We start from the raw sequence: 24,418 nt of genomic DNA on the forward strand, positions 1-24,418 counted from the left end.
CTAATTTTTAACTTTAGGGGAAATATGATGAAAATCATTTCAATTTCTTTGATCACGCTCGGCTGTTTTTCTGTAACGCAGGTATTTGCCAATAGCGATTTTTTAAAAAATACTAAGCTTTCACTCGATAGTCGCTTGCGTTTCGAAATGGTTGATCAAGACAACCCATTAAAGAAAGCTGAAGCTGCAACTTTGCGAATACGCCCTGCACTCCAAACGGGTACATGGCAAGGCTTGAGTATATATGCACAGGGCGAAGCAAACATCGAACTCAATGATCGCTTTAATAGCACTCGAAACAGCGAAACCACCTATAGCACTGTTCCCGATCCTAAAAACTTAGATATTAATCAGTTATATTTAAATTATAACAACTCAAAATTTGACGCTCGATTAGGTCGGCAAGTTATCAATCTAGATAATCAACGTTTTATTGGCTCTGTTGGCTGGCGTCAAAATGAACAAAGCTATGATGCGATTAGCTTAAATCTTAAAGCGGATCCAAAACTTCAGCTTTACTATGCTTATATTGAACAGGTAAATACAATTTTCGGTAGTGAAGCAGCAAAACCTGTTCCATTGAAAGCTCAAGATGGTAAACAAGATAGCCAAATCCATTTAGCACAAATTAGATATAGTTATAGTCCGCAGCTTAATGCTGTACTTTATGGCTATTTTCTTGACTTTGAAGACCTAAATGCATGGTCAAATCAAAGCTATGGTCTTCGTTTCACAGGAAAACACAAGAACTTTCGTTATAGTGCCGAATATGCAAAACAACAGGACTATGCTGATCAGCCCTTAACATACGATACTGATTATTATGCTTTAGAACTTGGCTATCAAGTTTCTGAACAGTCGCCGCTTGGTGAGGTTGCGATCGGTTATGAAGTTTTAAGTAGTGACGAGGGGAAGATTGCTTTTCAAACCCCACTTGCAACTAAACATCGTTTTAATGGTTGGAGTGACCTGTTCTTAAATACACCAGCCAATGGTTTACGTGATCTTTATATCAGCTCAAGTTTTAATATATTAAGTAAAGGCAAATTGACAACCGAGCTGCATTATTACCGTAGTGACATAAAAGGATTAGACTATGGACAAGAATTTTCTCTATCTTATGCCCATCCACTTGCGATAAAAGGTTTATCGGGTTTGGCTAAATTTTCCAGCTATCAAGCCGAAGATTTTGGTGTGGACACTGAAAAACTTTGGTTACAATTGGATTATAAATTTTAGAAAAAACTTTTATTGCTGATTCAACAAGTTAAATTAGATGGCATCAAATCTACGGAAATTGTCATCAAATTATCAAATTTGGATGATGTAATAAAAAATAAAAAGCCTGTTGATCACTAAGATCAACAGGCTTTTTTCTTAAGGATGATTAATCAACAATTCTAACGTCAAAGGATTACTGACCTTTCGGTAAGGGAATATATTGAGATTGAGTATTTTGCTGAACTTTGCGCTCTCCAACCTTCACTTCCAACTTCTGCTGCTTACCATCACGCTCAACAATAATATCAATCATGTTCTCAGGAGCTTGTAATGCAACATAATTAATTAAATGCGAAGCTGAAGAAATCTGCTCATCATTGACTTGAATAATCGTATCACCACGTTTCACTCCAGCCTGATCAGCAGGTCCTCCACGTAAAACATCTGCAACCAAAACCCCAATCGGTTTTGCAGTCAGTACATCTTCATTTAAATTGTTTGGAATTAAACTGATTCCTAACCAACCACGCACAACTCGCCCATCTTTTAGGATCGAGTTTAATACCTGCTGACACACCTTCGCAGGAATGGCGAAACCAATTCCAAGTGAACCACCAGACTGGGAGAAAATCGCAGTATTTACACCGATTAGATTACCTGCAACATCTATCAAAGCCCCACCCGAGTTACCAGGATTGATCGCGGCATCTGTTTGAATAAAATCTTCATAGGTATTAATACCTAAATCTGAACGACCCGTTGCAGAAATAATTCCTTGAGTAACTGTTTGCCCGACACCAAATGGATTCCCAATTGCCAATACAACGTCACCCACCTCATTACCACTTAACTTAAATGGTAATACTGGCAACTTATCCAACTCAATTTTGATCACTGCTAAATCTGTGTCTGGATCTGTACCAATGACTGTCGCTTCTGCGCGACGTCCATCATATAAAGCAACTACGATTTGCTCTGCTTGTGCGATCACATGGTTATTTGTCAAGATATAACCATCTGCACGCACGATCACGCCTGAGCCTAAACTGTTTTCATTTTTTGGTTGCTGAGGGATCTGATTACCAAAAAACTCACGAAATACAGGATCATTTAACAAGGGATGATTCGGCTGTTTGATTTTTTGAGTGGTAAAAATATTCACCACCGCAGGTGCCGCCACTTTAACCGCAGCATTGTAAGAAACTACCCCGCCCATGCGATTTGTATCGACTAAGGGCTCAACCTTTTCTGCGGGCATTTTCACACCATCTGACGCTATTGTTGGTTTCGGCTGATGTGATTTTTGCCAAGCGAGAAAGCTAAATATAACGACGATGAGTAATACCCAAGGTAACCATGTAAATGCACGGCGCACGTTTATTATCCTCTAGGCGAAATTATGTTATGAACAAATTATTAATCTGTTTTAAGAACAGGAAATTTCCATCATTGTAATGTAAATTACTTAAAAACAATGCAAAAGTTAAAAAAGTTTTGTCTAGCTTTAGTTACATTAAAAAGTATGTTTTTATTGACAGCTATAAAATGTAAATCATTTGAGGAATTCCATGGCTAATTTGCATGACATTGTGCAATGGTGTAATCAAACTTTAAAATCAAGCGAATTTAAAGATTATGCGCCAAATGGCTTACAAATCGAAGGTAAGCTTGATGTAAATAAAATTATATGTGCTGTCACAGCTTCAGAAGACGCAATTGATGCGGCTATTGCCCAACAAGCAGATGCTTTACTGGTGCATCATGGCTATTTTTGGAAAGGTGAGCCCTACCCCATTACAGGTATGCGCGGTAATCGCATTAAAAAATTGATCCAAAATAATATTTCACTCATTGCCTATCACCTTCCTTTAGACGCTCATCCAACCTTAGGAAATAATGCAGCTATTGCTGATTTAATTGGTCTACGCAACATAGAAGCTTTAGATCCAGCAGAAAAACATCCAATCGGCAATATTGGTTATTTGGATAATGCAATAAGCCCTGAGCAATTCAAAGAAAAGTTGCAAACAATTTTTGATTTTTCTATTTTACACTTGCCTTGCAATAAAACCACGATTCAAAAAATAGGTTTCTGTACAGGTGGAGCACAAGACTTTATCGACAAAGCAGCTCAGGAAAATTGTGATGCTTATATTTCAGGCGAAGTAAGTGAGCGTACTTTTTATCAAGCTAAAGAGTTAGGTGTGCATTATTTTGCATGCGGACACCATGCAACCGAGCGTTATGGTGTGCAGCGTTTAGCTGAAGCGATTGCAAATCAATTTTCGATTCAGACTGAATATTTTGAATTAAATAATCCGATTTAATTACATTGAGAATTCCGATTTAATTTATTGTTTTTAATTCACGTTTTATTGTATATCGTTCTTTAAAAGGCTGTCCTATTCGCTTTAGAATCATTTACAATAGAGCCACTTAATGTAAAACCCAGCAAATGCAAGGATTGAAACATGACAACCATTACTTTACCTGCACTTCCATATGGCTATGATGATTTAGCACCACATATTACACGTGAAACTTTAGAATATCATCACGACAAACATCATAATACTTATGTTGTTAACTTAAATAACTTAATCAAAGGTACCGACCTTGAAGGTAAAACTTTAGAAGAAATCATTAAAGCATCTGCTGGTGATGCATCTAAAGCTGGTATTTTCAATAATGCTGCACAAGTATGGAATCATACATTCTACTGGAACAGCATGAAACCAAATGGTGGCGGCAAACCAACTGGTGCAATTGCAGCTAAGATTGATGAAGCATTTGGTAGCTATGAAAAATTTGCAGAAGAATTTACTGCTGCTGCAACCACTCAATTCGGTTCTGGTTGGGCTTGGTTAGTTGCTGATGAAGTAAATGGTAAATTATCAATTACTAAAACTGCGAATGCAGACACACCTCTTGCTCATGGTCAAATTGCAGTATTGACGATTGACGTTTGGGAACATGCTTACTACATCGATTTCCGTAACTTACGTCCTAAATACATCGCAACTTTCTTAGAAAGCTTAGTGAACTGGGACTACGCAAATGCAAAACTTGCAGGTCAACCAGCAGGTGTAGAGAAATAATCTTTTATTTCTTGCATAAAAACTGCCCACCTCGGGCAGTTTTTTTATAAATAAAATCCGAAAAGAATATTTATCAAGCAAACGATTCATTTTATTTACTATTCTTGTTGACGCATGAATATTTCATGCCTAAAATGCGCATCAGATTCTCCAATAGCTCAGTCGGTAGAGCGACGGACTGTTAATCCGCAGGTCCCTGGTTCGAGCCCAGGTTGGAGAGCCAAGCTAATCTCCCATAGCTCAGTCGGTAGAGCGACGGACTGTTAATCCGCAGGTCCCTGGTTCGAGCCCAGGTGGGAGAGCCAAATTCTTAAATGAATAGCTTGACCGTTAAAAGCGACATGCATAAAATGCATATCCAGATTCTCCCATAGCTCAGTCGGTAGAGCGACGGACTGTTAATCCGCAGGTCCCTGGTTCGAGCCCAGGTGGGAGAGCCAAGATTCTAAAAACCCACTCTTTTCGAGTGGGTTTTTTATTGACACCTAATTTAAAATGTTTGAATCCAGTCAGCCCATATTTTTATTTATTGGTAGTATTAGCGCCCTACTTTTATTGGTTAGTTGCTTACGCCCATATTTTTTCAAACAAGAGTTTTTTGCTCGCCCTGTCATCACTAATTTTGAATCACAAATGTTTTTAAGGTTGCAGCAAGCTTTTCCGCGACATCATATATTGGCGCAGGTTGCTTTTAGCGCCTTGATTACCAGTGATCATTATAAAATTCGGAGCCGCTTTAATCGTAAAGTCACAGACTTTGTAATTTTAGACAAAGATATGCAAGTGATTGCAATTATAGAGTTGGATGATCCTAGTCACATTGGTAAAGAAGTAGAAGATAAAAAGCGTGATGACATGTTGCAACAAGCAGGTTATTTTGTGCAACGCTACACGCAAATCCCATCTATAAAGCAATTACAGATGGATATTCGCTAGACTAAACCAATGGGGAGTTATTCTTCCAAAGTCGCAGCTTGCTCTGCATTTTTCTGTTGTTCAAATCTTTTTGCTATTTCAGCACGTTGCTGCTCATACTCTCTTTTGGTTTTAGCATCACTTTTCGCTGCTAGAAAAGCCATCCCAATGATAAAAATTGGAATCAACAAACCCAATCCCATCAATACCCAAGGTACAGATCTTTTTTCAACAGCATTTTGACTCATAGCCGATTCCAAAAAGTAATATTTAAAGTGGCCCCACTATAACAAAAAAAGAGCCTCGATAAAGAGGCTCTTTTAATAACCAAGGAACTATTGGGCTGGCATATTTTGCTTAATGAACTGTACTAACTCTCCACTCTCGTTTGCGGCAAGAATTGCTCCAGTATGTGATCCATTCACAACAGGATTGGCAGGGCTAGGTACAATATCAACAGCCTTTAAAGCCACATCTGTTCCAGAGTCATACATTGCTTTGTACAATGCTTCTGTAATTACATATGGAACATTTGTATCGTATACACCTTGGATAATATAAATAGGCTTATCCAATTTTTTGGTTGTTGGCTGACTATAGTCCGTTAAAAATTTTTGAATTGTAGCATCTTTCTGGAAGGCTTCAGCATTTATACCTGGATACTCTGTTACCTTAGCTGTTGGATTTTCCTCAATATAAGCTTGAATATCATCTTTATAAACATCCACCAGTTCTGATAAGCATTCTTGTTTTGCCAAGCCAGCAATTTCTTTAGCCTTATCGCTACCAAACATTGTTTGATAGTTGAATGAAGGTTCGTAAGCGGTAATCCCCACACCAGCCAAAGCAGCATAAGACAGCAAAGTCGCATAAGTATCAATCGCAGCAGATTGTGGCAATAAATTAATTGCTGTCGGAGCCACTTCCAAAATTATTTTACCCAAACTTGATGCTGGAGCTCCTGCAATCGCTCCTTTATAAGTTGCATCATTATTTGCATATTCAGCTATTCCCAAGGATGCTTGACCACCTTGTGATTGCCCTACAGACATCCATGAACCTTGCAATTGATTACCATAGTGTTCTTTAGCTGCTTTAACCGCATATAATGCCGAACGAGCTTGGCTTGGAATATTTAGATAAGGATGCTCACCCTCACCTCCTAGCCCTTCATAATCAGGTGCAACAATTACATACCCCTGCTCTAACAGGTTCTTTGCGGTATAGTTTTTAAAATTAGTATTTAATGGAGTATTGGTTGGTGCACATTTATCCGCAACGCCTAAAGTACCATGAGCCCAAACTACAACTCTATAACCATCCTTAGGTTTTGCAATTTTTGGAAAAAATACCAAAGCAGAAGTTTCAACTGTCTTCCCCAGTACATTTGGCATTTTATAATTCATTACTTTGATAGAGCTGGCCGCACTTAAGTCAACTAGACCTTCTGATTCAAAAGTATAAGAAGTTTCAGAAACAAATGATTTACTGTTCTGATCAACTTTTGAGTTTGAATCATTATCATCATTACATGCTGATAGAAATAATGCTGAAATAGAGAACGTTACCGCCAAAGCAATATTTGACCGTTTCATAAAATATCCTTTTAGTCTTTGTCATTTTTTTGTACATGAAACTACATGCGCTTCTATTAAGGCATAAAAAAAGTGCCCTGCATAGGACACTTTTCAACTAATAAGTCATTTTAAAATAGGAAGCCTAAAAAAATTCCAATAAAAATTATCATTCCAACCCAACGATTGTGACGGAATGCCCAAAAACAAATTTGAGGATCACGATCTTTAGTTTTTACTGCTTGATATACAAAATCTATTGCAACAATAAGTAATGCGAGCAGACCAAATGGTATGAATAGATCTTCTAAATATAAGGCTGTACCTATTAAAACCAAGCTGAACGCCTGAAGTAAACCAATGATTTGGATATCATAACGACCAAATAAAATTGCGGTAGATTTCACACCAATTTTCAAATCATATTCACGATCAGTTATGGCATATTGCGTGTCATAGGCTACCGTCCATGCCAAATTACCAAAATATAATAACCAACATATTAAATCAGGTGTCTGCCCAACAGCCGTATAAGCCATGGGAATAGACCAAGAGAAAGCAGCACCTAAAAACACTTGAGGCAAGTGAGTATAGCGTTTCATAAAAGGATAAATAAACGCGAGGAACAATGCACCAAATGACCAATAAAACGTTTCAATTGGCAAGAAAAATAACAAACAGGCACTCGCGGCAACTAAAGCTAAGAAAACAAATACAGCTTCTCTTGCTCGAATCACATCTGTCGCTAAAGGTCGAGTTTTAGTACGCTCCACATGCGCATCCACTTTACGATCTGCAAAATCATTAATCGCACAACCAGCAGCCCGCATAAACAGAACCCCTAGCGACATCACGAGCAGTATTTTTAAATCAGGAATTCCTTTAGATGCAACCCACAAGGCCCACATCGTTGGCCAAAACACCAATTCAGTACCAATGGGTTTATCAAAACGACATAAATAATAATAGGCTTCTAAACGCTGTCGCCATGTAGTCTGTTGCACCGTATTCATGCGAATCCTTAGAGTCAATGCTGTTCAATAAACTGTTCAAATCCAGGCAGGAAAGTTTCCTGTACGATAAATTTACACCCATGCCAAGTATAACAACTTTGCCGCGCCCAACCCTCTTCAGTATGAATAACTCGTCTTTCACAAGCAGGATTGGTACGTTGAAATAAAAACCAACCAATGGGCTTATTTCGGATATATTTAAAAATTCTTGCTTTTTTCTGAAGGCTTAGAATCGGAAAAATACTTTTTGCTTTTACCCAAGCTTGTGACTCTGAGCCATAAAGATACGTTTCCCTCACCCATGCGATATGATGTGTAGGCATATTCATCCATTTGCTATCAGCAAATGCTAAACGCTGATAATGCTCTCTAATACGCTCAACATGAAACTCACCACCACCGAGATCTGTAAGTTGCTGAGTAAGTGAACCTGATGCATACAACCATTTTTTTAATTCAGTAGGAATATCTTTTCCATTTATTCTACTAGGTTGTAAATTTCGCATGCTTAACTCACTAAAAACATCGCGACTAGTTTACATGAATTTTTTTATAATAATGTATGAAATTCGATTTCTATCAAAGGCATAAAAAAACTCGCCGAAGCGAGTTTTTTTATTTGGGATGTATTACAAGCTGTAGTACATATCAAATTCAACTGGGTGAGTAGTCGTGTTAAGACGACGTACATCTTCAGTTTTAAGTTCGATATATGCATCAAGCATTTCTTTAGTGAACACACCGCCTTTCAACAAGAACTCGTGATCAGCTTTAAGCGCTTCAAGAGCCATATCTAAGCTATGAGCAACTGTTGGGATTTTTGCTTCTTCTTCAGGAGGAAGATCGTATAAGTTCTTATCAGCAGCTTCACCTGGGTGGATCTTGTTTTGGATACCATCAAGACCAGCCATCAACAATGCCGCAAAACCTAAGTACGGGTTCATCATTGGATCAGGGAAACGAGCTTCGATACGCTTACCTTTAGGGCTTGAAACGTATGGAATACGGATAGATGCAGAACGGTTACGTGCTGAGTAAGCAAGCATGATTGGTGCTTCGTAGTGAGGAACCAAACGCTTATAAGAGTTTGTAGATGGGTTAGTAATCGCATTCAATGCACGCGCGTGCTTGATTACACCACCAATGAAGAACAATGCCATTTCAGATAAACCAGCATATTCATCACCAGCAAACAAGTTCTTGCCATCTTTAGAGATAGACATGTGAACGTGCATACCAGAACCGTTATCACCTACCATTGGCTTAGGCATGAAAGTTGCTGTTTTGCCATATTGGTGAGCAACGTTCCAAACAGCATATTTGAACTGTTGAACTTCGTCTGCTTTACGAACCATTGTATTGAAGCTCACACCAATTTCTAATTGGCAAGAAGCAACTTCGTGGTGATGTACTTCTACACGGCCAGGACCCATGATGTCTTCGATACGTGCACACATTTCAGCACGCATGTCTTGATGAGAATCAACTGGAGGAACTGGGAAGTAACCGCCTTTAACACGTGGACGGTGACCTGAGTTACCAGCTTCGTAGTCTTTACCAGTAGACCATGCAGCTTCTTCAGCGATCAGTGTATGACGAGCACCAGACATGTCGATGTCCCACTTCACTTCGTCAAATACGAAGAATTCTGGTTCTGGACCAAAGAATGCCGTATCACCGATACCCGTAGATTTTAAATATTCTTCTGCACGACGAGCAATAGAACGTGGGTCACGCTCGTAACCTTGACCAGTAGATGGTTCGATTACGTCACAAGTCACAACAACTGTAGGCTCAGCAAAGAACGGGTCAAGGAAACCTGTTTCAGCGTCTGGACGTAAGATCATGTCCGAAGCTTCAATGCCTTTCCAACCAGAGATTGAAGAACCATCAAACATTTTACCGTCTTCAAATGTATCTTCATCAATTGTATCTGCTGGGTAAGTTACATGCTGCTCTTTACCCTTAGTATCAGTAAAGCGAAAATCGACCCATTTTGCGCCACTTTCTTTGATGAGTTGAAGGACCTTGTTCGCCATGCTCATTTGCTCCAATGAAATTTATGTGCACTTGTTAAGTGCGTGTTAGCTGTTGATTTGTAGTAAGCAATTACCATACCAACAATTTTAAAGCATACTTAAAACATTGAAATTCTTTATAGAAAAAATATTTTAAGCTCCATGTCCTGTGTCTATTCGCATGTCTGCAATTGCAAATGCACCATATTCACACATTTATATTTCAAGCCGTCCCTAAAAAAGGCTTATTGAACCAAAATAGTGCAATACTTGTAACAAAGAACTATTGTAGTGCTATTTATGCCACATATCGTTTGCATAAAATTGACTTTTTATATCATTCTTTTGAACATCAATCCAATCAATTCATTTAGACTTTTGATTCACTTGTTGCTTATTTTGACAAAGTATTCAATTTAAAATAATTCTTGTTGTTTTTTAGGTATTTTTTAATTCATTCAGTTTTTTTGATTTTGCTATCTTCTTGAAATATTCCACATTAATGATTGGTTTTTGATATGATGATTTCCCATTATCTTGATAACCTTCCATGCTTTAATAAAGATGGGGTTAAACCATGATACTGAGATTGTTTTTTAGAATTCAATAGCACCATAAAGTGCTTATTTTTTAAAAGGTTATAATCATGCTTCTGATGATTGACAACTATGACAGCTTTACTTACAACATTGTTCAATACTTTGGTGAATTGAATCAGGAAGTAAAAGTTGTTCGTAATGATCAAGTTACATTAGAGGATATTGAGCGATGGCAGCCAAAATATCTAGTGGTTGGTCCTGGCCCATGCTCACCAAGTGAAGCAGGAATTTCAATTCCTGCAATCAACCACTTTGCAGGAAAAATACCTTTACTCGGTGTATGTTTAGGTCATCAAGCGATTGGACAGGCTTTTGGTGGAAATATTATTCGCGCCAAAACTGTGATGCATGGCCGTTTGTCTGATATGCACCACAGTGATAAAGGAATTTTTAGTCACCTACCTTCTCCATTTGCTGCAACACGTTATCACTCTCTTGTGATCGAGCAAGAAACATTGCCTAATTGTCTAGAAGTAACATGTTGGACCAACCAAGCCGATGGAACTATTGAAGAAATTATGGGTGTTAAGCACAAAACCCTTCCTGTTGAAGGTGTTCAATTCCATCCTGAATCTATCTTAAGTCAACATGGACATGAAATTTTCAAAAATTTCTTAGATATCTACGCTTAAATAGAGAAAAATATTTAATGTATAAGCTAGACAGCCTACTCATCTTGAATAGGCTGTTTTAATTTTAAACATCTAAAAACAATAAATAACTACTTTCGATTCATAAAATTTTATATTTTAAAATACGTACGCTGTCTCTTTATCTCAGAACAAATCATTCTATTTCAATAATTAATGTATTTTTCATGTTTAAAATGAAAAATAATTCAAGTTACCAACAACCGTTAAAATAGTGCTTTTTAATTTTTTCGATTAACTATAGTCATAGGAATGATTAAGCTTTCAGGGTAACACGATGCTAAAATTAAAATCATTATTTATAGCTTTTCGCTCCCTGAATCATCTATCAGGACATCTCTTGTGAATACACTTGTTTTATTGAATATTCTTGTTTTTATCTTGCTTTTGGCCGGATTATTTTTTACCAATCGTCATGATTGGAGTCTAGCCAAAAAAGTATTGATCGGGATGCTAGTGGGTATCTTTTTTGGTTTGGGTCTCAAAACCATTTATGGTGAAGGCACTGTATTAGATCAATCAGTTTCATGGTTCAATATCGTTGGTAATGGTTATGTACAACTGTTACAAATGGTAGTTATGCCACTTATTTTTATCTCAATTTTAAGTGCTGTGGTTAAATTACATCAAACCACGTCCTTGGGAAAAATCAGCATTTTAGTGATTGGTATTTTACTCTTCACCACAGCAATCGCTGCTTTTGTAGGGATTAGTATTACCAACCTCTTTGGTTTAACCGCTGAGGGGTTAGTTCAAGGCGTTCGTGAAACTGAACGCTTAGCCGCAATTGAAAGCCAATATATTGGACAAGTTGCCAATCTTGATATTCCAAAACTACTGCTTTCATTATTTCCGCAAAACCCATTTGCTGACTTAACGGGCATCCGTCCTACCGCAATTATTAGTGTGGTTATTTTTTCTGCTTTCTTGGGTGTGGCAGCCTTAAAACTCATGGAAAAAGACACATTGAATGGAGAGCGGATTCGACATGGGATTGAGGCATTACAAGCATTGATTATCAGTTTGGTTCGTTTAGTCATGCAATTTACGCCTTATGGTGTACTCGCGTTGATGACCAAAATGGTTGTAACAGCAAATTTAGCCGACATCATCAAACTCGGTGAGTTTGTGATCGCTTCTTATTTGGGGCTGATCATCATGCTTATCGTACATGCACTAATTTTATTGTTGGTACGCGTTAACCCAATCGACTTTTTCAAAAAAGCATTCCCTGTTTTAAGCTTTGCATTTATTAGTCGTTCCAGTGCAGCGAGTATTCCGTTGAATATAGAAACGCAAACAAAGCAGCTCGGTGTACCTGAAGGTATTGCCAGTTTCTCAGCTTCCTTTGGTGCGACTATTGGTCAAAACGGTTGTGCAGGCTTGTATCCAGCGATGTTAGCAGTAATGGTTGCTCCTACTGTGGGAATTAACCCACTTGACCCGCTATGGATTGCTCAACTGGTAATCATCGTTACACTCAGCTCTATTGGTGTGGCTGGTGTGGGTGGCGGTGCAACATTTGCAGCATTGATTGTTCTCCCGATTATGGGACTTCCAGTAACGCTGGTTGCCCTACTTATTTCGATTGAGCCCCTGATTGACATGGGACGTACTGCCCTAAATGTAAATGGTTCAATGACTGCTGGTACTGCTACGAGTCAATTGCTTGGCGTGAGAGAGCCAGTAGAAGATCAACAATAAATTCCTCAGCGAGAATTAAAAAGCCAATCGACACCTATCGATTGGCTTTTTTAATTTTGAATATCGATAAAGGGGAAATTTAAGCCATGGTCATTTCAAAATTCGAATTTCCTGTCCAAGTGAAATCTCCCCGATCCCTCGATGCAATGCATTTTGTCCCATCATAACTTTATTGCCCTGCTTTCGATACGCCAGCATAGCTTGCATGACCTCAGGTTGTTTTTGACTGGTTTTTAAATCAATCGTAGGAATTACGCACCGAGAGCAAGGCTTAACCAAATCAAATTGCATCTCACCAATCTGGATCTGTTTCCAGTGATCTTCAGCAAATGCTTCACAACCTGAAATCACTATATTCGGTCTAAAACGTTGCACATCTAATGGAAATCCAACTTTTTCAGCAAGAAATTCTACTGAGGCTTCCCCAAGAATTAAAAATGGAAAACCATCAGCAAAACCAACGCGATCTCCTTCTTGTGCATAGGTCAAATCAACTTGTCTCATAGTTTGCTGTGGCATATAAACCAAACGAACTTCTCGCCCTAATATTTGACTTAACCATTGATTAACAGGGTGATCTATGCGGTTGCCTTGTAGTTGATCTCGCCATATTGTGATCAGACAATTATCAGCATGCCCTTGCGCCTCATCAAGACTTAAAGTGATATGGTCATCTTGGAATTCAAAACGTACTGATTCCGCGAATATTTTAAAACTAATCTGCCCCATAATCGTGCATTGACGCTGAGTGACAAAACGTCCTTCGTGATCAACCAACATCCATCTACGATCCCATCTTGGTCCGAAAGAATCGATTTCCATCTCAGTAAGTGCGTTTCCGCACAGTGACTTGACAGGATAATGAAAGAGTTGACTGACATGCACAACGAAATACCTTTAAGAACAGTTTGAATAATTCAAGAACAATGAAGCTGGCTTATGACAAATATCTTTTTATAATGATTCAAAATTATAACAACTAAACCAAAGTTTAGCAGCCATGCCATTTTTTAGGCTTGATAAGGTGTGTGAAATATCGGCACCCTCTGTAAAATCCAAACTATTTTCTGATAACATAACGCCTGACGTATGTAGGTCAGTAGTCATATTAAAACCTTCATCCACCTCATTCCTTCAAAACATTAGAGCATGAACGCTATATCCAAATTATGAATATTCAACAGGCACTTAATCACATTACAAAAAACATTCATTTGACTCAAACGCAAATGGAAGATGTCATGCGAAGCATCATGCAAGGCGAAGCAACCGATGCTCAGATTGGCGCATTGATGATGGGCCTACGTATGAAAGGTGAAAGCATTGATGAGATCACTGCAGCAGCACGGATCATGCGAGAGTTCGCAATCAAGATTGATGTGAGTGATATCCCACACCTTGTCGATATTGTGGGTACAGGTGGTGATGGTCAAAATTTATTTAATGTTTCAACAGCCTCAAGCTTTGTGATTGCAGCCGCTGGTGCAACGATTGCCAAACACGGGAATCGTGGGGTTTCAAGTAAATCAGGATCATCAGATGTACTTGAAAAAATGGGCATTCAACTTGATTTAGACATGCAACAAACTGAACGCTGCATCCGTGAAATGGGCGTAGGTTTCCTGTTTGCACCGAATCACCATAAAGCCATGAAGTATGCTGTTGCGCCACGTCGTGAACTTGGGATTCGAAGCATTTTTAATTTACTCGGTCCATTGACCAATCCTGCTGGTGTAAATCGCTTTGTTATCGGTGTATTTTCAGATGAGCTTTGTCACCCTATTGCGGAAGTTCTGAAACAACTCGGTGCAGTCCATGTATTGGTTGTACATTCAAGAGATGGTTTAGATGAAATCAGTCTCGCAGCACCTACAGCTGTTGCTGAATTAAAAGATGGTGAAATTACTGAATGGACACTCACGCCGGATGATGTTGGCATTCCATCACAAACATTGACAGGTTTAGTCGTCAACAGTTCTGAAGAAAGCTTGAAACTGATCAAGGATGCTTTGGGTCGTGATAAATCTGAAATCGGTGAAAAAGCCGCAAATATGATTGCGCTGAATGCTGCCGCAGGCATATATGTTGCAGGACTGACAAAAACCTATAAACAAGCAGTTGAACTGGCGCAAGATATTCTTTACGGCGGACAAGCCTTAGAGAAAATGAGCATCTTGGCTGAATTTACCAAAACATTGAAACAATATCAGGCAGACTAAGGATTCCTCATGATCAATATCCAAAATACCATTTTAGGTAAAATTGTTGACCGCAAACATGAGGAACTTGCTACACGTTTAAAACAACGTAGCTTGCATGATGTTGAACAATGGGCAAAAGAAGCAACACCTGTTCGTGGTTTTGCGAATGCTTTGCAGCATAAATGCCCTGCTGTGATTGCTGAAATTAAAAAAGCGTCACCATCAAAAGGCATCATTCGTGCAGACTTTAACCCTGCTGAAATTGCACAGCAATATGAACAAGCAGGTGCAGCATGTCTCTCTGTTCTGACCGATGTAGATTTCTTCCAAGGTGCAGATGAGAATATTGCGATTGCACGTAATCACTGTGCCCTACCTGCATTACGCAAAGATTTCTTGATTGATCCTTATAATGTCGTTGAAGCAAGAGCTTTACATGCCGATTGTATTTTATTGATCGTGGCATGTTTATCGGATCAACAGCTTGAGGAAATGTCAAAAACTGCATTTGAACATCAACTGGATGTGTTGGTTGAAGTGCATGATGAAGCTGAACTCGAACGTGCATTAAAGCTTTCTGAGCAATGTATTTTGGGTGTGAATAACCGCAACCTAAAAACTTTTGATGTGGATTTAAATACATCATTACGTTTGAAAAAATTACTACCAGCTTCTCGTGTTTTGGTCACTGAGAGTGGAATTGCCACGCCTGCTGATGTTGAAATGATGCAAGCTAATGATATTCATACCTTCCTTGTTGGTGAAAGTTTTATGAAACAGCCTCATCCTGATGTGGCGTTTGGTGAATTGTTTGGTATGCCTGAACGGATCTAAGTAAATAAGGTTCAAGGTAAAATTATGCCATGAACCTTAATATATATTTATACAACTGAATATTATATCAATATAAACAACTTTATTATTTATTTCCTAAAACAAATTACCGCGCAATTAACTTCATGTCGCTTTCACCCCACCAACGCTGGGCATAAATATTTGGATTATTTGTTAATATTTTATCTAATACATTTGAAACCTTGATTATTTTCTCAGATATATCTATCTTTCTAAAAAATCCTTTTTTCACTATTGGATTCGAAGGTTCGATAAAAACTAAAAAGCCATTTTCAAACTCCTCATAATGAGTGCATCCAATCCAAATACCTTCTAAATCTTCACTGGCTAGAGGAATTAGGTATCCCCAATCTTCACATATGAATTCAAATACTTGCAATCCATTTCTTTGTAATTCTCCAGATAAAAAAACTGCTAAAGTATATCCCCAAATAGAACCATCCTTATCACTAAGCTCTATATCATTTTTTGGAAAGCTTTCCGAACGAAACTCTATATGTGTTTTCAATATACTCATTATTTTGACTCTTCAAAGTTTATGGAATACTAATTTCCACAATATTAGTATTTCCTTGTTATCTAAAGTAATGAACCACCAATATCACTGTATAATATCTTAAACCAAACATATTGAAATAAATCCAAGTGGTTCTTATTCATGGAATTAGGTTAGAGTGAAAATTGTAAGTTACGTTATTTTGTTGAAAATTTTTGACATTTGACTAAGATCAATATCAACAATTTACGCATCCCAAATTCATTTCAAATTCCAGTAGATTCGGACTATAATTTTAGATCTCTCTCGTATCTTGTATATTTCCATAAAATTATGAGTAAAAATGATTCATCGCTTTCTAAAGATCAGTTTAATTTACTGAAAGTCTTTAAAAAGCAGATCTCAAATCCTCAATCCAGCAAACTTAGTCAACAAGCTGAGTCAAAAAAAGCTCAGGCGGTTGAAGAAGAAATGGAAGATACCGAGCTTTTTAAAAAAGCACTGTCGGGTGTAAAACCGATTGATCATGGCAATATCGCTCAGCTTCGGACTAAACCTTCAAAGAAAGTAGATGCTCAAATTTTAGCGAAACGTGCCGCAGCAGAAGGTGGCGCTGAGCAGGAACTCACAGAGATTTCGGATACGCAAGCGATTTTAAATCCTGTGGCAAGCCAAGCTACTTTAAGTTATCGCATCGCAACACTACAGCATAAAGTGTTTGAAGATTTGAAAGCAGGTAAAATTCGCTGGTTTGAAGCTGTGGATTTACACGGTTGTACCGTCGAACAAGCACGTGCCGCTGTCTTGCAAATCATTCAAATGGCTAAAGATGAAAATCAAAATGTCATCAAAATCGTACATGGCAAAGGCCCAGAAGCGATTTTAAAAACCTATGTAAACGGCTGGCTCAGACAACATCGTGATGTACTAGCATTCGTTAGTGCACCTGAAAATCAAGGCGGTACAGGTGCCGTTTTAGTCTTGCTGAAACGTGCAGAAAAGAATCCAAAGTACAAACAATAATCGGTACTTAGTTCAAAGTTAATTTTTTTAGCGGTTTTCTGATACAATTCCCGTTTTGTTCAACCCACCTAAGTGAACATTGTTATGTCTATGCAGCAATCGTACGCAAATATCTTAACTGCCGTTGGTGAAGATCTTACTCGCCCAGGTCTACAAGATACACCTATGCGTGCGGCTAAAGCTTTCTCATTTTTAACTTCTGGCTATAGCAAAACGCTTGCTGAAGTGACAAATAGTGCTGTCTTTCCATCCGATAACCATGAAATGGTATTGGTTAAAAATATCGAATTTTATTCACTTTGTGAGCATCACCTGCTTCCATTTTATGGGCGTGTGCATATTGCCTACTTGCCTGAAGGTCAGGTTCTCGGATTATCAAAATTTGCACGTATTACTGAAATGTTTGCACGTCGTTTACAGATTCAGGAAAATTTAACTCAACAAATTGCCGAAGCGGTTGCAGAAGTCACTCAAGCGCGTGGTGTAGCTGTAGTGATCGACTCAGCGCATATGTGCATGATGATGCGTGGTGTTGGCAAACAAGAGTCAACCACACGTACCGTTTCTTTTGTCGGTGACTTTAAAACAGACAAAGATGCACGTCGTGAATTTTTAAGTGCCGTTCCAGAAAGTTATTAAACTGAGCATTAATCATGTCATCTCTTCACTTAGCAGGCTTTGGTGAATTATCTCAAACTGAAGCGAGCACTGATTACCCACGTCCAGATCGTTTGGTCACTGGAAATCCAAAGCGCCTGACTTATAGCCTATATGAACATCCTCATATGGACTGCGGCATTTGGCAGTGTGAAGTTGGTGCTTGGAATATCCAGTTTGCGGACAATAAACAAGAGTTCTTTCAAGTCATTGAAGGTATCGTGCGAATCCATGATGCCAAAACAGCTTCATTTGTTGAAGTGACCGCTGGAAATGCAGGCATTATTCCTCCTGCATTTGTCGGTACATTTGAAGTGGTTGAAGCAGTTAAAAAATACTATGTTATTGTTGAAGTGTAGGCTTCTCAAAGGTTCACACCTCAACAATTATCTTTTTTAAAAGAAACGAATAAAAGCCAAACCTAATTTATTCCAGTCTTTATGATCTTGTTGTTCATATTTCCAATTTAAGCGGATGGCGTTATTGGCATTTAAACTATACTGAACTTGTGTTCCTACCCTCAGTCCCCATTGATTTTGATCTTCCCAGTATGGTAGCTCGACTTGCAATAGGCTATTGACCTGATTGGTCCACTGGTTCATACATCCAAGTGTTGGTCCAGCCCCAATCCTCCACCCCTGATCGAGTGCTTTGCCACCTTGTAAATGCCCTTGTACTTGTGCGTAACACAGGTGTTTACGATCATAGTCCGCTAAACTGTAACCCACCTGCATATTTAAATTCATGACACCATGTTGGGATTGATCTGTAAAATCACCTTGCTCAATCGCCTCTTGTTTCCAACCTAAGTTAAAACCCCAAGTTAAAGGCGCTTTAAAGGGCTGAATGGGATTATATGAATTGACAGCGAGCAAATCCAAATGCTCAAGTTTGAGCTTATCCTCGCGATATTGAGCAGCACCATTCAGAAAAAGTAATTGGGTCCCTAAACGATAACCACCAGATGGATCAATTAAGTCGTGATAAGCTTGGCGATGACCCAGCTCAATAAAGGTTTTGCCCTGCACCTCTCCAACGTTCACAGAAAGATTTCGAGCATGATGTCCTTCAACAGGTTGGATCTCAGGTCTTTCAGGTTCTTGACGTTGTTTATCCACCTGAATCTGACTACGCTTTGCAAGTAGCTGGCGCAAATGTGTGGGTGCGAAATCAGCATCAGCTTTATGACTAATATATTTTAAATATAAGTCATCATATGCCATTTCAAGAATCTTAGCTTGATCTTGTATTTCATATGGTTGCAAAATTTCAGACACTTGCTCGATCGGTGTAAATGCGACTTTGTGAGCAACTTTAGCTAAACTGCTTCCATGTTGTTTTGCTTGAGATAATAGTTGTGTTTCTAGTGCAGGACGATAAACAATTTCTTTGACTAATTCCTGCTGGTCGACTGCTTTGAGCGTCTCAATTGGAATAGCGGCATAATTAAATTGTGCTTTTAGATTGAGATTTGGGCGGACTAAATCAATCAGACCCAATAAACGATAAGCACAGTTATCACTCACAAAATAGTAGGGAAAACTTACCTGTTGCATTTCCCAAATATGCTCAACTAAGAATCGTGTTTCTTCGGGGTCGAGATTAAGCTCATATTCCCATAAGTCACGACTTTCAAAATCTCCATATTCTTTTACTTTTCGGTAATACGGCATTAAAGAATATTCGCCAGGATATTGCCCAGTTAAACCCTTCCAAGCATAAGACCAATTATCTTGATTGTTTACCGTAGCCGCATAATTAATTGCATAAGAGACTAAATTCAATTGTTGTTGATCTTTAGGGTCTAAACGCAATAAGGTGTGTCCAAACATAGAGCTCGGATTACCCATAAAATCTGTTGCGTAAATCAATGTTGCTTTGTGAGGATTAATTTGGTTGATCCATTCATCGAATTCAGGACAGTTCACCGCTGGAAGTTGTTTTGAATCGATGTTTAACTGTTGCATCAACCAACGACTTCGTGCAGGAAATTTACAACGAATCGATTGATTATCATCAGATGCTATAAATAAGGCCTGAATATCTGCTTTTAATTCATTGAGTAAGTTTAACCGCCCATCCTCGGCGTAAAAATATCCTTTATAAGTGACTTCGCTTTTCTTTGTCTGCTCCGCATACATTAAACGCTGCCACGTAATATGCTGGTCTAATTTCTTCTGTTCAGCAAGTTGCTGGTAATTATTGATATTTGGCTCAATCGCGGCGTGTGCAATATGAGATAAAAAAGCTGTAATCGCAAAAGTTAAAAATTTCATTCAGCAACAAATATTTTAAATATAATTCGGATTGACTATAAGAAAACCCTGTCACAAGGACAGGGTTTTTAAATGCGACAGATTAAACGTAAGCTTTTAATACATCATCATTTGACATTACGTTTTGCAAAGAATCTAAAACTTGAAGTGTGTTTTGGTTCTTGCTTGAATAGATCTCAGCAAAGTTTGCTTTAGAAACCGCGAAGAAACGTGCTTTATCTTCAGTTTTAATTTGCATCAATTCAGCAAGTACGTTCAAGCTTTCGCCTTGACCCACTGCCATATCACGCGCTAAAGACTCAGAGTTTTCATTGGTAAATTGAACCACTTGTGCTGTTACTGTTCCACCTTGGCGGCAGCCCAATGTACCAAAAGTAATACCCAATAATTGGTTAGTGAAAATACCGTTGGTCGTTGCAGCAAGGATTTTAGGACCCACACCTTTTTTACCCGCCCATACTTGTGTACCAACACCACAACCTACATCGTTATCAGCCATTGCTACAGTTGAACCAGCAGCTAATAACGCAGCTAATGCAATTTTTTTTAACATCGGAAAAGTCTCCAGTATCAATTATTCTTTAGTATTTTGTTATTACTAATGTGCTGTGACATCACACAGACACAAATTAAAATAACGAGGTTCAGGTTTTTTAGCAAATAAAATTTTAAATATTATTGAAATATTTATAAACGATCGGTTTAACACAAATGCGGCGCATTTTCGAAGCCGAAAAATATATTAATGCAATGTCCAAGTTCCCTTTTGATCACGAACACCCAATATTTTAAGTACAAGCACCAAGCTCAATAACAATAATAGATACCAAGAACCCAATTTACCCCATCCCACCATATGCCAAGCATCGACTTGACTTGGATATAGCCAAATTTTGTAAAAGGTACTGATATTTTCTGCGATCCAAATGATAAAGGCGAGCAATAATAAAATTGGTAGCATTGGAATTTTGAAACGATATTGTCGTAATTGGAAATATATTTTCGTTTTCCAAAAAATAACCACACTCCAAATAAACAACCCAATGCGAATATCAGGAATAAAAAACTTTGTCATGAAGTTGAGGTAGGACAACACCGCCAATAACAACATATTGCTAAAAGTGGGCAGGTTTTCAAAAGAAACTTGATAAAGTCGCAATGAACGTGCAAAAAAACTTCCCACGGCTGAATACATAAAGCCAGCAAATAAAGGAACTGTCAGTAATTTAAATACTGCAGGCTGTGGATACTGCCAAGAAGCAATTGCAGGGTGCGTAAGAAATATTTCCATCCCCATTGCAAGGATATGAAATAAAGCAATCACTTTTGCTTCTGCCCATGATTCCAACTTTAAATAGATCAAACAAACTTGGATAATCAATGCATAAAATAACAAATAGTCATAACGAAAAAAGCCATAATATTCATGGCTTCCCATCGGTGCTGTGACTGCGAAAGCAATTAAAAGTAATATACCAAATAAGGCAGCAGAAGCTGCCTTAGTCATGAAATCGAGTGAGATTAAAAATAACGGCACAAAATAAACCTTTCAAAAATGATTAGGATTTGATGGCATTTCAGCCTCTAATCATTTAACCCAAATATTTCGCACTGTATTCATGCACTGTATCAACAAAAATCTTGGGTTGAGCAGGATCAACCCACTGTGTGATTCCATGACCTAGATTTGCAATATAGCCTGTCTTTTCACCATTTTGATATGCATCATCAAGCATCGCTTTAACAGATTTCTCAATAGAAGCAGCAGAGCCATAAAGTACCGCAGGATCTAAGTTTCCTTGCAAGGCTGCACGACCAGCAACAACATCACGAGCTGTATACAACGGTGTTGTCCAGTCAAGACCAAAAGCATCAGCACCTGTCGTTAACATAGTTTCCAGCCATTGTCCCCCACCTTTGGTGAAAACGATAATTGGAATACGACGTCCATCTTTTTCACGTTGAAGCCCAGCAATAATCTTGGTCATATAATTCAATGAAAATTCAACATACTCACGATGCGCAAGTGCGCCACCCCAACTATCAAAAATTTGGATTGCCTGAGCACCCGCATCAATTTGTGCATTTAAATAATCAATGACTGAATCTGCAAGGTGATCAAGCAATGCATGTAGCACTTCAGGTTGTGCGTACATCATTTGCTTGGTAAAACGAAATTCTTTACTCGATCCACCTTCAATCATGTAGGTTGCCAAAGTCCATGGACTACCAGAAAAACCAATCAATGGTACTTGTCCATTTAAAGCAGATCGAATTGTTGAGACAGCATTCATTACATAAGCAAGATCAGACTTTGCATTTAATTTAGGTAAATTCGCGACATCTTGTTCAGTACGCACTGTTTTATGAAACTTCGGACCTTCACCTGTTTCAAAATATAAGCCTAAACCCAAAGCATCTGGTACAGTTAAAATATCTGAAAATAAAATTGCAGCATCAAGTGCATAACGGCGTAAAGGCTGTAATGTCACTTCACAAGCAAAATCCGTATTTTTACATAAAGAAAGAAAATCCCCTGCCTCTGCACGAGTTTCTCGATATTCTGGCAAATAACGCCCTGCTTGACGCATCATCCATACTGGCGTGGTGTCTACAGGTTCACGTAGCAAAGCTCGTAAGAAACGATCATTTTTCAACGTTGTCATTACCAATCTCTATAATCTTTCATGTGAAAGGCATGATAACAAAAATCACCTAAGATATATAACCACGTATACCGTTGATCCATTTTGATGACGAAAAAATTGTCTGGTCACAAAATTGCTACTGCAAGCTTGAGTATTTTCTGTAATACTTGCAAAGTCTTATATCTCAATATGAATAATTCTTAAGGTTGAATTACATGTTTGTTCGCTCATTACTCGCTATGAGTTTAAGTTGTATTCTTGCTAATGTTGCTTTTGCTGCGCCAACAACTGAGCAACCATTAAAACCGCAAAAAATTTCCGCAGTCCAAGATCCGATTGATCCTTTGGCAATTGATTATACCGCATCAAGCAGTAGTGCTGTTTCTTCTGCTGCATCTGAGCCACAGCTTAGCCCAAATCCAGCAGCCAATGTTGCTCAAACAATAGAAAACACGCCTGAAGTACCTGTAACAGCTGCACCAGCACGCGAAGCTACGCTAGACACAGCGACAACAGCGACTAAAACACCATCTCAAGCGCCTGAAGTTCCTGCATCTTGGACTATGGATGCAATTAATTCGGCTGAATGGTATGAAGACATGCCTAGACGCCAGTTACCTGTGTATGCGCGTGCTCATGTTATGTTGAATAACGCACATGCTTCACCAGGTGCAATCGATGGTTCGAATGGTCAAAACACGTTAAAAGCAATTGCATCATTTCAACAGATGAATGGTTTAACACCTACAGGACAACTCACCAAAGAAACGTGGGATGCCTTAGTAGCGAAACAAACTAAACCTGCTTATGTTGAATATACAATTACAGAAGCGGACCTCAAAGGTCCCTATGCTGAATCAATTCCAACAGACTATGCCTTACAAGCGAAAATGAAAGGATTGTATTACACCCGCGTAACTGAAATGTTAGGTGAAAAGTTCCATATGGATGAGCGTTTTCTAAGACAGCTTAATCCTAGAGCAAACTTTAACAAGGTGGGTGAAAAAATTGTTGTAGCCAATGTCCGTAATGATTTACCTGAAGATATTCATTTAATCGTTGCACACAAAGGTGCAAAACAACTGTATTTATTTAACAGTCGCAATCAAATGATCGCTTCGTTTCCTGCAACAATTGGCAGTACAAGCACTCCTTCTCCAACAGGTACTTACAAAGTAACTGGTGTTGCTAAAAACCCATGGTATAGCTACTCACCATCTAACTTTGTCCAAGGTAAAAACCTTAAACCATTGTCACTGCCACCGGGTCCAAATGGCCCTGTAGGTAACATTTGGATTGGTCTGAGCAAAAAATCATTCGGCATCCACGGTACTCCAAATCCATCAATGATCTCTAAAAATGCTTCACATGGTTGTATTCGTCTAACCAACTGGGACGCAAATGATCTTGGTAATAAAGTACGTGCTGGTGTAACAGTTCGCTTCTTAGAATAATTTGTATCATCCAAAA

The 24,418-nt window shown here is 38.5% G+C and carries 24 protein-coding genes and 3 tRNA genes; 15 read left to right on the forward strand and 12 right to left on the reverse strand.

What is annotated here, in order from left to right:
- Nucleotides 1-27: 27 nt before the first annotated feature.
- Entirely contained in the window at nucleotides 28-1,239 is a 1,212-nt protein-coding gene (locus tag DK207_RS07275; RefSeq protein WP_171293646.1) for an alginate export family protein, read from the forward strand.
- Between the two features lie 175 nt (nucleotides 1,240-1,414).
- On the opposite strand, the gene DK207_RS07280 is transcribed toward DK207_RS07275, so the two are convergent.
- Nucleotides 1,415-2,596: a trypsin-like peptidase domain-containing protein gene (locus tag DK207_RS07280; RefSeq protein ID WP_109440604.1), complete on the reverse strand. Its 1,182-nt coding sequence runs from the start codon at nucleotides 2,594-2,596 to the stop codon at nucleotides 1,415-1,417.
- A 193-nt stretch (nucleotides 2,597-2,789) separates the two neighbouring features.
- On the opposite strand from DK207_RS07280, the gene DK207_RS07285 reads away from it, so the two are divergent.
- The 6 genes from DK207_RS07285 (at nucleotide 2,790) to DK207_RS07310 (ending at nucleotide 5,255) form a co-directional block, all read left to right on the forward strand.
- The gene (locus DK207_RS07285) at nucleotides 2,790-3,548 is read left to right on the forward strand and encodes a Nif3-like dinuclear metal center hexameric protein (protein ID WP_109440605.1); all 759 of its coding nucleotides are present in this window, start codon (nucleotides 2,790-2,792) and stop codon (nucleotides 3,546-3,548) included.
- A gap of 144 nt (nucleotides 3,549-3,692) precedes the next feature.
- On the forward strand, nucleotides 3,693-4,319 hold the full coding sequence (locus DK207_RS07290; protein ID WP_004638474.1) for a superoxide dismutase: 627 nt from the start codon (nucleotides 3,693-3,695) through the stop codon (nucleotides 4,317-4,319).
- Nucleotides 4,320-4,466: 147 nt separating this feature from the next.
- Nucleotides 4,467-4,542, forward strand: a tRNA-Asn gene (locus DK207_RS07295).
- Between the two features lie 6 nt (nucleotides 4,543-4,548).
- Nucleotides 4,549-4,624: transfer RNA gene (locus tag DK207_RS07300), tRNA-Asn, on the forward strand.
- 59 nt (nucleotides 4,625-4,683) lie between these two features.
- Nucleotides 4,684-4,759, forward strand: a tRNA-Asn gene (locus DK207_RS07305).
- Between the two features lie 55 nt (nucleotides 4,760-4,814).
- Complete coding sequence (locus DK207_RS07310) at nucleotides 4,815-5,255, forward strand: DUF2726 domain-containing protein (RefSeq protein WP_109440606.1); 441 nt, start codon at nucleotides 4,815-4,817, stop codon at nucleotides 5,253-5,255.
- Between the two features lie 17 nt (nucleotides 5,256-5,272).
- Here DK207_RS07310 and DK207_RS07315 read toward each other — a convergent pair whose 3' ends face one another.
- The 5 genes from DK207_RS07315 to glnA all read right to left on the reverse strand — a co-directional run bounded on the left by DK207_RS07315 (nucleotide 5,273) and on the right by glnA (nucleotide 9,866).
- Entirely contained in the window at nucleotides 5,273-5,482 is a 210-nt protein-coding gene (locus DK207_RS07315) for a hypothetical protein (protein ID WP_109440607.1), read from the reverse strand.
- An 87-nt stretch (nucleotides 5,483-5,569) separates the two neighbouring features.
- Nucleotides 5,570-6,829, reverse strand: coding sequence for an alpha/beta hydrolase family protein (locus DK207_RS07320; RefSeq protein WP_109440608.1), 1,260 nt, complete (start codon nucleotides 6,827-6,829; stop codon nucleotides 5,570-5,572).
- A gap of 110 nt (nucleotides 6,830-6,939) precedes the next feature.
- Entirely contained in the window at nucleotides 6,940-7,821 is an 882-nt protein-coding gene (gene ubiA, locus DK207_RS07325) for a 4-hydroxybenzoate octaprenyltransferase (protein WP_109440609.1), read from the reverse strand.
- A 14-nt stretch (nucleotides 7,822-7,835) separates the two neighbouring features.
- Entirely contained in the window at nucleotides 7,836-8,327 is a 492-nt protein-coding gene (locus DK207_RS07330; protein WP_109440610.1) for a chorismate--pyruvate lyase family protein, read from the reverse strand.
- A 123-nt stretch (nucleotides 8,328-8,450) separates the two neighbouring features.
- Nucleotides 8,451-9,866, reverse strand: a complete 1,416-nt coding sequence (gene glnA / locus DK207_RS07335; RefSeq protein WP_171293645.1) for a type I glutamate--ammonia ligase — start codon at nucleotides 9,864-9,866, stop codon at nucleotides 8,451-8,453.
- Between the two features lie 619 nt (nucleotides 9,867-10,485).
- On the opposite strand from glnA, the gene DK207_RS07340 reads away from it, so the two are divergent.
- Together DK207_RS07340 and DK207_RS07345 are read left to right on the forward strand one after the other, a co-directional pair.
- Nucleotides 10,486-11,070 (forward strand): aminodeoxychorismate/anthranilate synthase component II, encoded by a 585-nt coding sequence (locus DK207_RS07340; RefSeq protein ID WP_109440612.1) that lies wholly within the window; start codon nucleotides 10,486-10,488, stop codon nucleotides 11,068-11,070.
- A gap of 360 nt (nucleotides 11,071-11,430) precedes the next feature.
- On the forward strand, nucleotides 11,431-12,792 hold the full coding sequence (locus DK207_RS07345; RefSeq protein ID WP_109440613.1) for an L-cystine transporter: 1,362 nt from the start codon (nucleotides 11,431-11,433) through the stop codon (nucleotides 12,790-12,792).
- A gap of 90 nt (nucleotides 12,793-12,882) precedes the next feature.
- Here the strand turns inward: DK207_RS07345 and DK207_RS07350 are convergent, their stop codons facing one another.
- Nucleotides 12,883-13,677 (reverse strand): MOSC domain-containing protein, encoded by a 795-nt coding sequence (locus tag DK207_RS07350; RefSeq protein ID WP_109440614.1) that lies wholly within the window; start codon nucleotides 13,675-13,677, stop codon nucleotides 12,883-12,885.
- Between the two features lie 284 nt (nucleotides 13,678-13,961).
- Between DK207_RS07350 and trpD the strand changes: the two genes are divergently transcribed.
- Complete coding sequence (gene trpD, locus DK207_RS07355) at nucleotides 13,962-15,011, forward strand: anthranilate phosphoribosyltransferase (protein WP_109440615.1); 1,050 nt, start codon at nucleotides 13,962-13,964, stop codon at nucleotides 15,009-15,011.
- A gap of 9 nt (nucleotides 15,012-15,020) precedes the next feature.
- Entirely contained in the window at nucleotides 15,021-15,827 is an 807-nt protein-coding gene (gene trpC / locus DK207_RS07360; protein ID WP_109440616.1) for an indole-3-glycerol phosphate synthase TrpC, read from the forward strand.
- Between the two features lie 106 nt (nucleotides 15,828-15,933).
- On the opposite strand, the gene DK207_RS07365 is transcribed toward trpC, so the two are convergent.
- Nucleotides 15,934-16,365: a hypothetical protein gene (locus DK207_RS07365; protein WP_109440617.1), complete on the reverse strand. Its 432-nt coding sequence runs from the start codon at nucleotides 16,363-16,365 to the stop codon at nucleotides 15,934-15,936.
- Nucleotides 16,366-16,677: 312 nt separating this feature from the next.
- On the opposite strand from DK207_RS07365, the gene DK207_RS07370 reads away from it, so the two are divergent.
- From DK207_RS07370 to DK207_RS07380, 3 genes are all read left to right on the forward strand, one after another.
- Nucleotides 16,678-17,367 carry a Smr/MutS family protein gene (locus tag DK207_RS07370; protein WP_109440618.1) on the forward strand — a complete coding sequence of 230 codons (690 nt, stop codon included), beginning with the start codon at nucleotides 16,678-16,680 and terminating at the stop codon, nucleotides 17,365-17,367.
- 90 nt (nucleotides 17,368-17,457) lie between these two features.
- A complete protein-coding gene (gene folE, locus DK207_RS07375) occupies nucleotides 17,458-18,006 on the forward strand; it encodes a GTP cyclohydrolase I FolE (protein ID WP_017394508.1) in 549 nt (182 codons plus the stop codon).
- A gap of 14 nt (nucleotides 18,007-18,020) precedes the next feature.
- Nucleotides 18,021-18,383: a cupin domain-containing protein gene (locus tag DK207_RS07380; protein WP_109440619.1), complete on the forward strand. Its 363-nt coding sequence runs from the start codon at nucleotides 18,021-18,023 to the stop codon at nucleotides 18,381-18,383.
- A 36-nt stretch (nucleotides 18,384-18,419) separates the two neighbouring features.
- Here the strand turns inward: DK207_RS07380 and DK207_RS07385 are convergent, their stop codons facing one another.
- The 4 genes from DK207_RS07385 to hemE form a co-directional block, all read right to left on the reverse strand.
- Complete coding sequence (locus DK207_RS07385) at nucleotides 18,420-20,300, reverse strand: DUF4105 domain-containing protein (protein WP_109440620.1); 1,881 nt, start codon at nucleotides 20,298-20,300, stop codon at nucleotides 18,420-18,422.
- Between the two features lie 82 nt (nucleotides 20,301-20,382).
- The gene (locus tag DK207_RS07390; RefSeq protein WP_109440621.1) at nucleotides 20,383-20,853 is read right to left on the reverse strand and encodes a DUF3015 family protein; all 471 of its coding nucleotides are present in this window, start codon (nucleotides 20,851-20,853) and stop codon (nucleotides 20,383-20,385) included.
- A 189-nt stretch (nucleotides 20,854-21,042) separates the two neighbouring features.
- Nucleotides 21,043-21,807 (reverse strand): DUF817 family protein, encoded by a 765-nt coding sequence (locus DK207_RS07395; RefSeq protein ID WP_162540212.1) that lies wholly within the window; start codon nucleotides 21,805-21,807, stop codon nucleotides 21,043-21,045.
- An 85-nt stretch (nucleotides 21,808-21,892) separates the two neighbouring features.
- Nucleotides 21,893-22,966: a uroporphyrinogen decarboxylase gene (gene hemE / locus DK207_RS07400; protein WP_005091031.1), complete on the reverse strand. Its 1,074-nt coding sequence runs from the start codon at nucleotides 22,964-22,966 to the stop codon at nucleotides 21,893-21,895.
- 197 nt (nucleotides 22,967-23,163) lie between these two features.
- Between hemE and DK207_RS07405 the strand changes: the two genes are divergently transcribed.
- Nucleotides 23,164-24,402, forward strand: a complete 1,239-nt coding sequence (locus DK207_RS07405; RefSeq protein WP_004638446.1) for a L,D-transpeptidase family protein — start codon at nucleotides 23,164-23,166, stop codon at nucleotides 24,400-24,402.
- Nucleotides 24,403-24,418: the final 16 nt, after the last annotated feature.

This window comes from Acinetobacter haemolyticus (genome assembly GCF_900406815.1).
Classification (GTDB): domain Bacteria; phylum Pseudomonadota; class Gammaproteobacteria; order Pseudomonadales; family Moraxellaceae; genus Acinetobacter; species Acinetobacter haemolyticus_A.

Excerpts from the sequence above, each read along its gene's own strand:
- DK207_RS07275 (WP_171293646.1), top strand. The coding sequence starts at position 28 with ATGAAAATCATTTCAATTTCTTTGATCACGCTCGGCTGTTTTTCTGTA.
- DK207_RS07285 (WP_109440605.1), top strand. The coding sequence starts at position 2,790 with ATGGCTAATTTGCATGACATTGTGCAATGGTGTAATCAAACTTTAAAA.
- DK207_RS07290 (WP_004638474.1), top strand. The coding sequence starts at position 3,693 with ATGACAACCATTACTTTACCTGCACTTCCATATGGCTATGATGATTTA.
- DK207_RS07310 (WP_109440606.1), top strand. The coding sequence starts at position 4,815 with ATGTTTGAATCCAGTCAGCCCATATTTTTATTTATTGGTAGTATTAGC.
- DK207_RS07315 (WP_109440607.1), bottom strand. The coding sequence starts at position 5,482 with ATGAGTCAAAATGCTGTTGAAAAAAGATCTGTACCTTGGGTATTGATG.
- DK207_RS07320 (WP_109440608.1), bottom strand. The coding sequence starts at position 6,829 with ATGAAACGGTCAAATATTGCTTTGGCGGTAACGTTCTCTATTTCAGCA.
- ubiA (WP_109440609.1), bottom strand. The coding sequence starts at position 7,821 with ATGAATACGGTGCAACAGACTACATGGCGACAGCGTTTAGAAGCCTAT.
- DK207_RS07330 (WP_109440610.1), bottom strand. The coding sequence starts at position 8,327 with ATGCGAAATTTACAACCTAGTAGAATAAATGGAAAAGATATTCCTACT.
- glnA (WP_171293645.1), bottom strand. The coding sequence starts at position 9,866 with ATGAGCATGGCGAACAAGGTCCTTCAACTCATCAAAGAAAGTGGCGCA.
- DK207_RS07340 (WP_109440612.1), top strand. The coding sequence starts at position 10,486 with ATGCTTCTGATGATTGACAACTATGACAGCTTTACTTACAACATTGTT.
- trpD (WP_109440615.1), top strand. The coding sequence starts at position 13,962 with ATGAATATTCAACAGGCACTTAATCACATTACAAAAAACATTCATTTG.
- trpC (WP_109440616.1), top strand. The coding sequence starts at position 15,021 with ATGATCAATATCCAAAATACCATTTTAGGTAAAATTGTTGACCGCAAA.
- DK207_RS07365 (WP_109440617.1), bottom strand. The coding sequence starts at position 16,365 with ATGAGTATATTGAAAACACATATAGAGTTTCGTTCGGAAAGCTTTCCA.
- DK207_RS07370 (WP_109440618.1), top strand. The coding sequence starts at position 16,678 with ATGAGTAAAAATGATTCATCGCTTTCTAAAGATCAGTTTAATTTACTG.
- folE (WP_017394508.1), top strand. The coding sequence starts at position 17,458 with ATGCAGCAATCGTACGCAAATATCTTAACTGCCGTTGGTGAAGATCTT.
- DK207_RS07380 (WP_109440619.1), top strand. The coding sequence starts at position 18,021 with ATGTCATCTCTTCACTTAGCAGGCTTTGGTGAATTATCTCAAACTGAA.
- DK207_RS07385 (WP_109440620.1), bottom strand. The coding sequence starts at position 20,300 with ATGAAATTTTTAACTTTTGCGATTACAGCTTTTTTATCTCATATTGCA.
- DK207_RS07390 (WP_109440621.1), bottom strand. The coding sequence starts at position 20,853 with ATGTTAAAAAAAATTGCATTAGCTGCGTTATTAGCTGCTGGTTCAACT.
- DK207_RS07395 (WP_162540212.1), bottom strand. The coding sequence starts at position 21,807 with ATGACTAAGGCAGCTTCTGCTGCCTTATTTGGTATATTACTTTTAATT.
- hemE (WP_005091031.1), bottom strand. The coding sequence starts at position 22,966 with ATGACAACGTTGAAAAATGATCGTTTCTTACGAGCTTTGCTACGTGAA.
- DK207_RS07405 (WP_004638446.1), top strand. The coding sequence starts at position 23,164 with ATGTTTGTTCGCTCATTACTCGCTATGAGTTTAAGTTGTATTCTTGCT.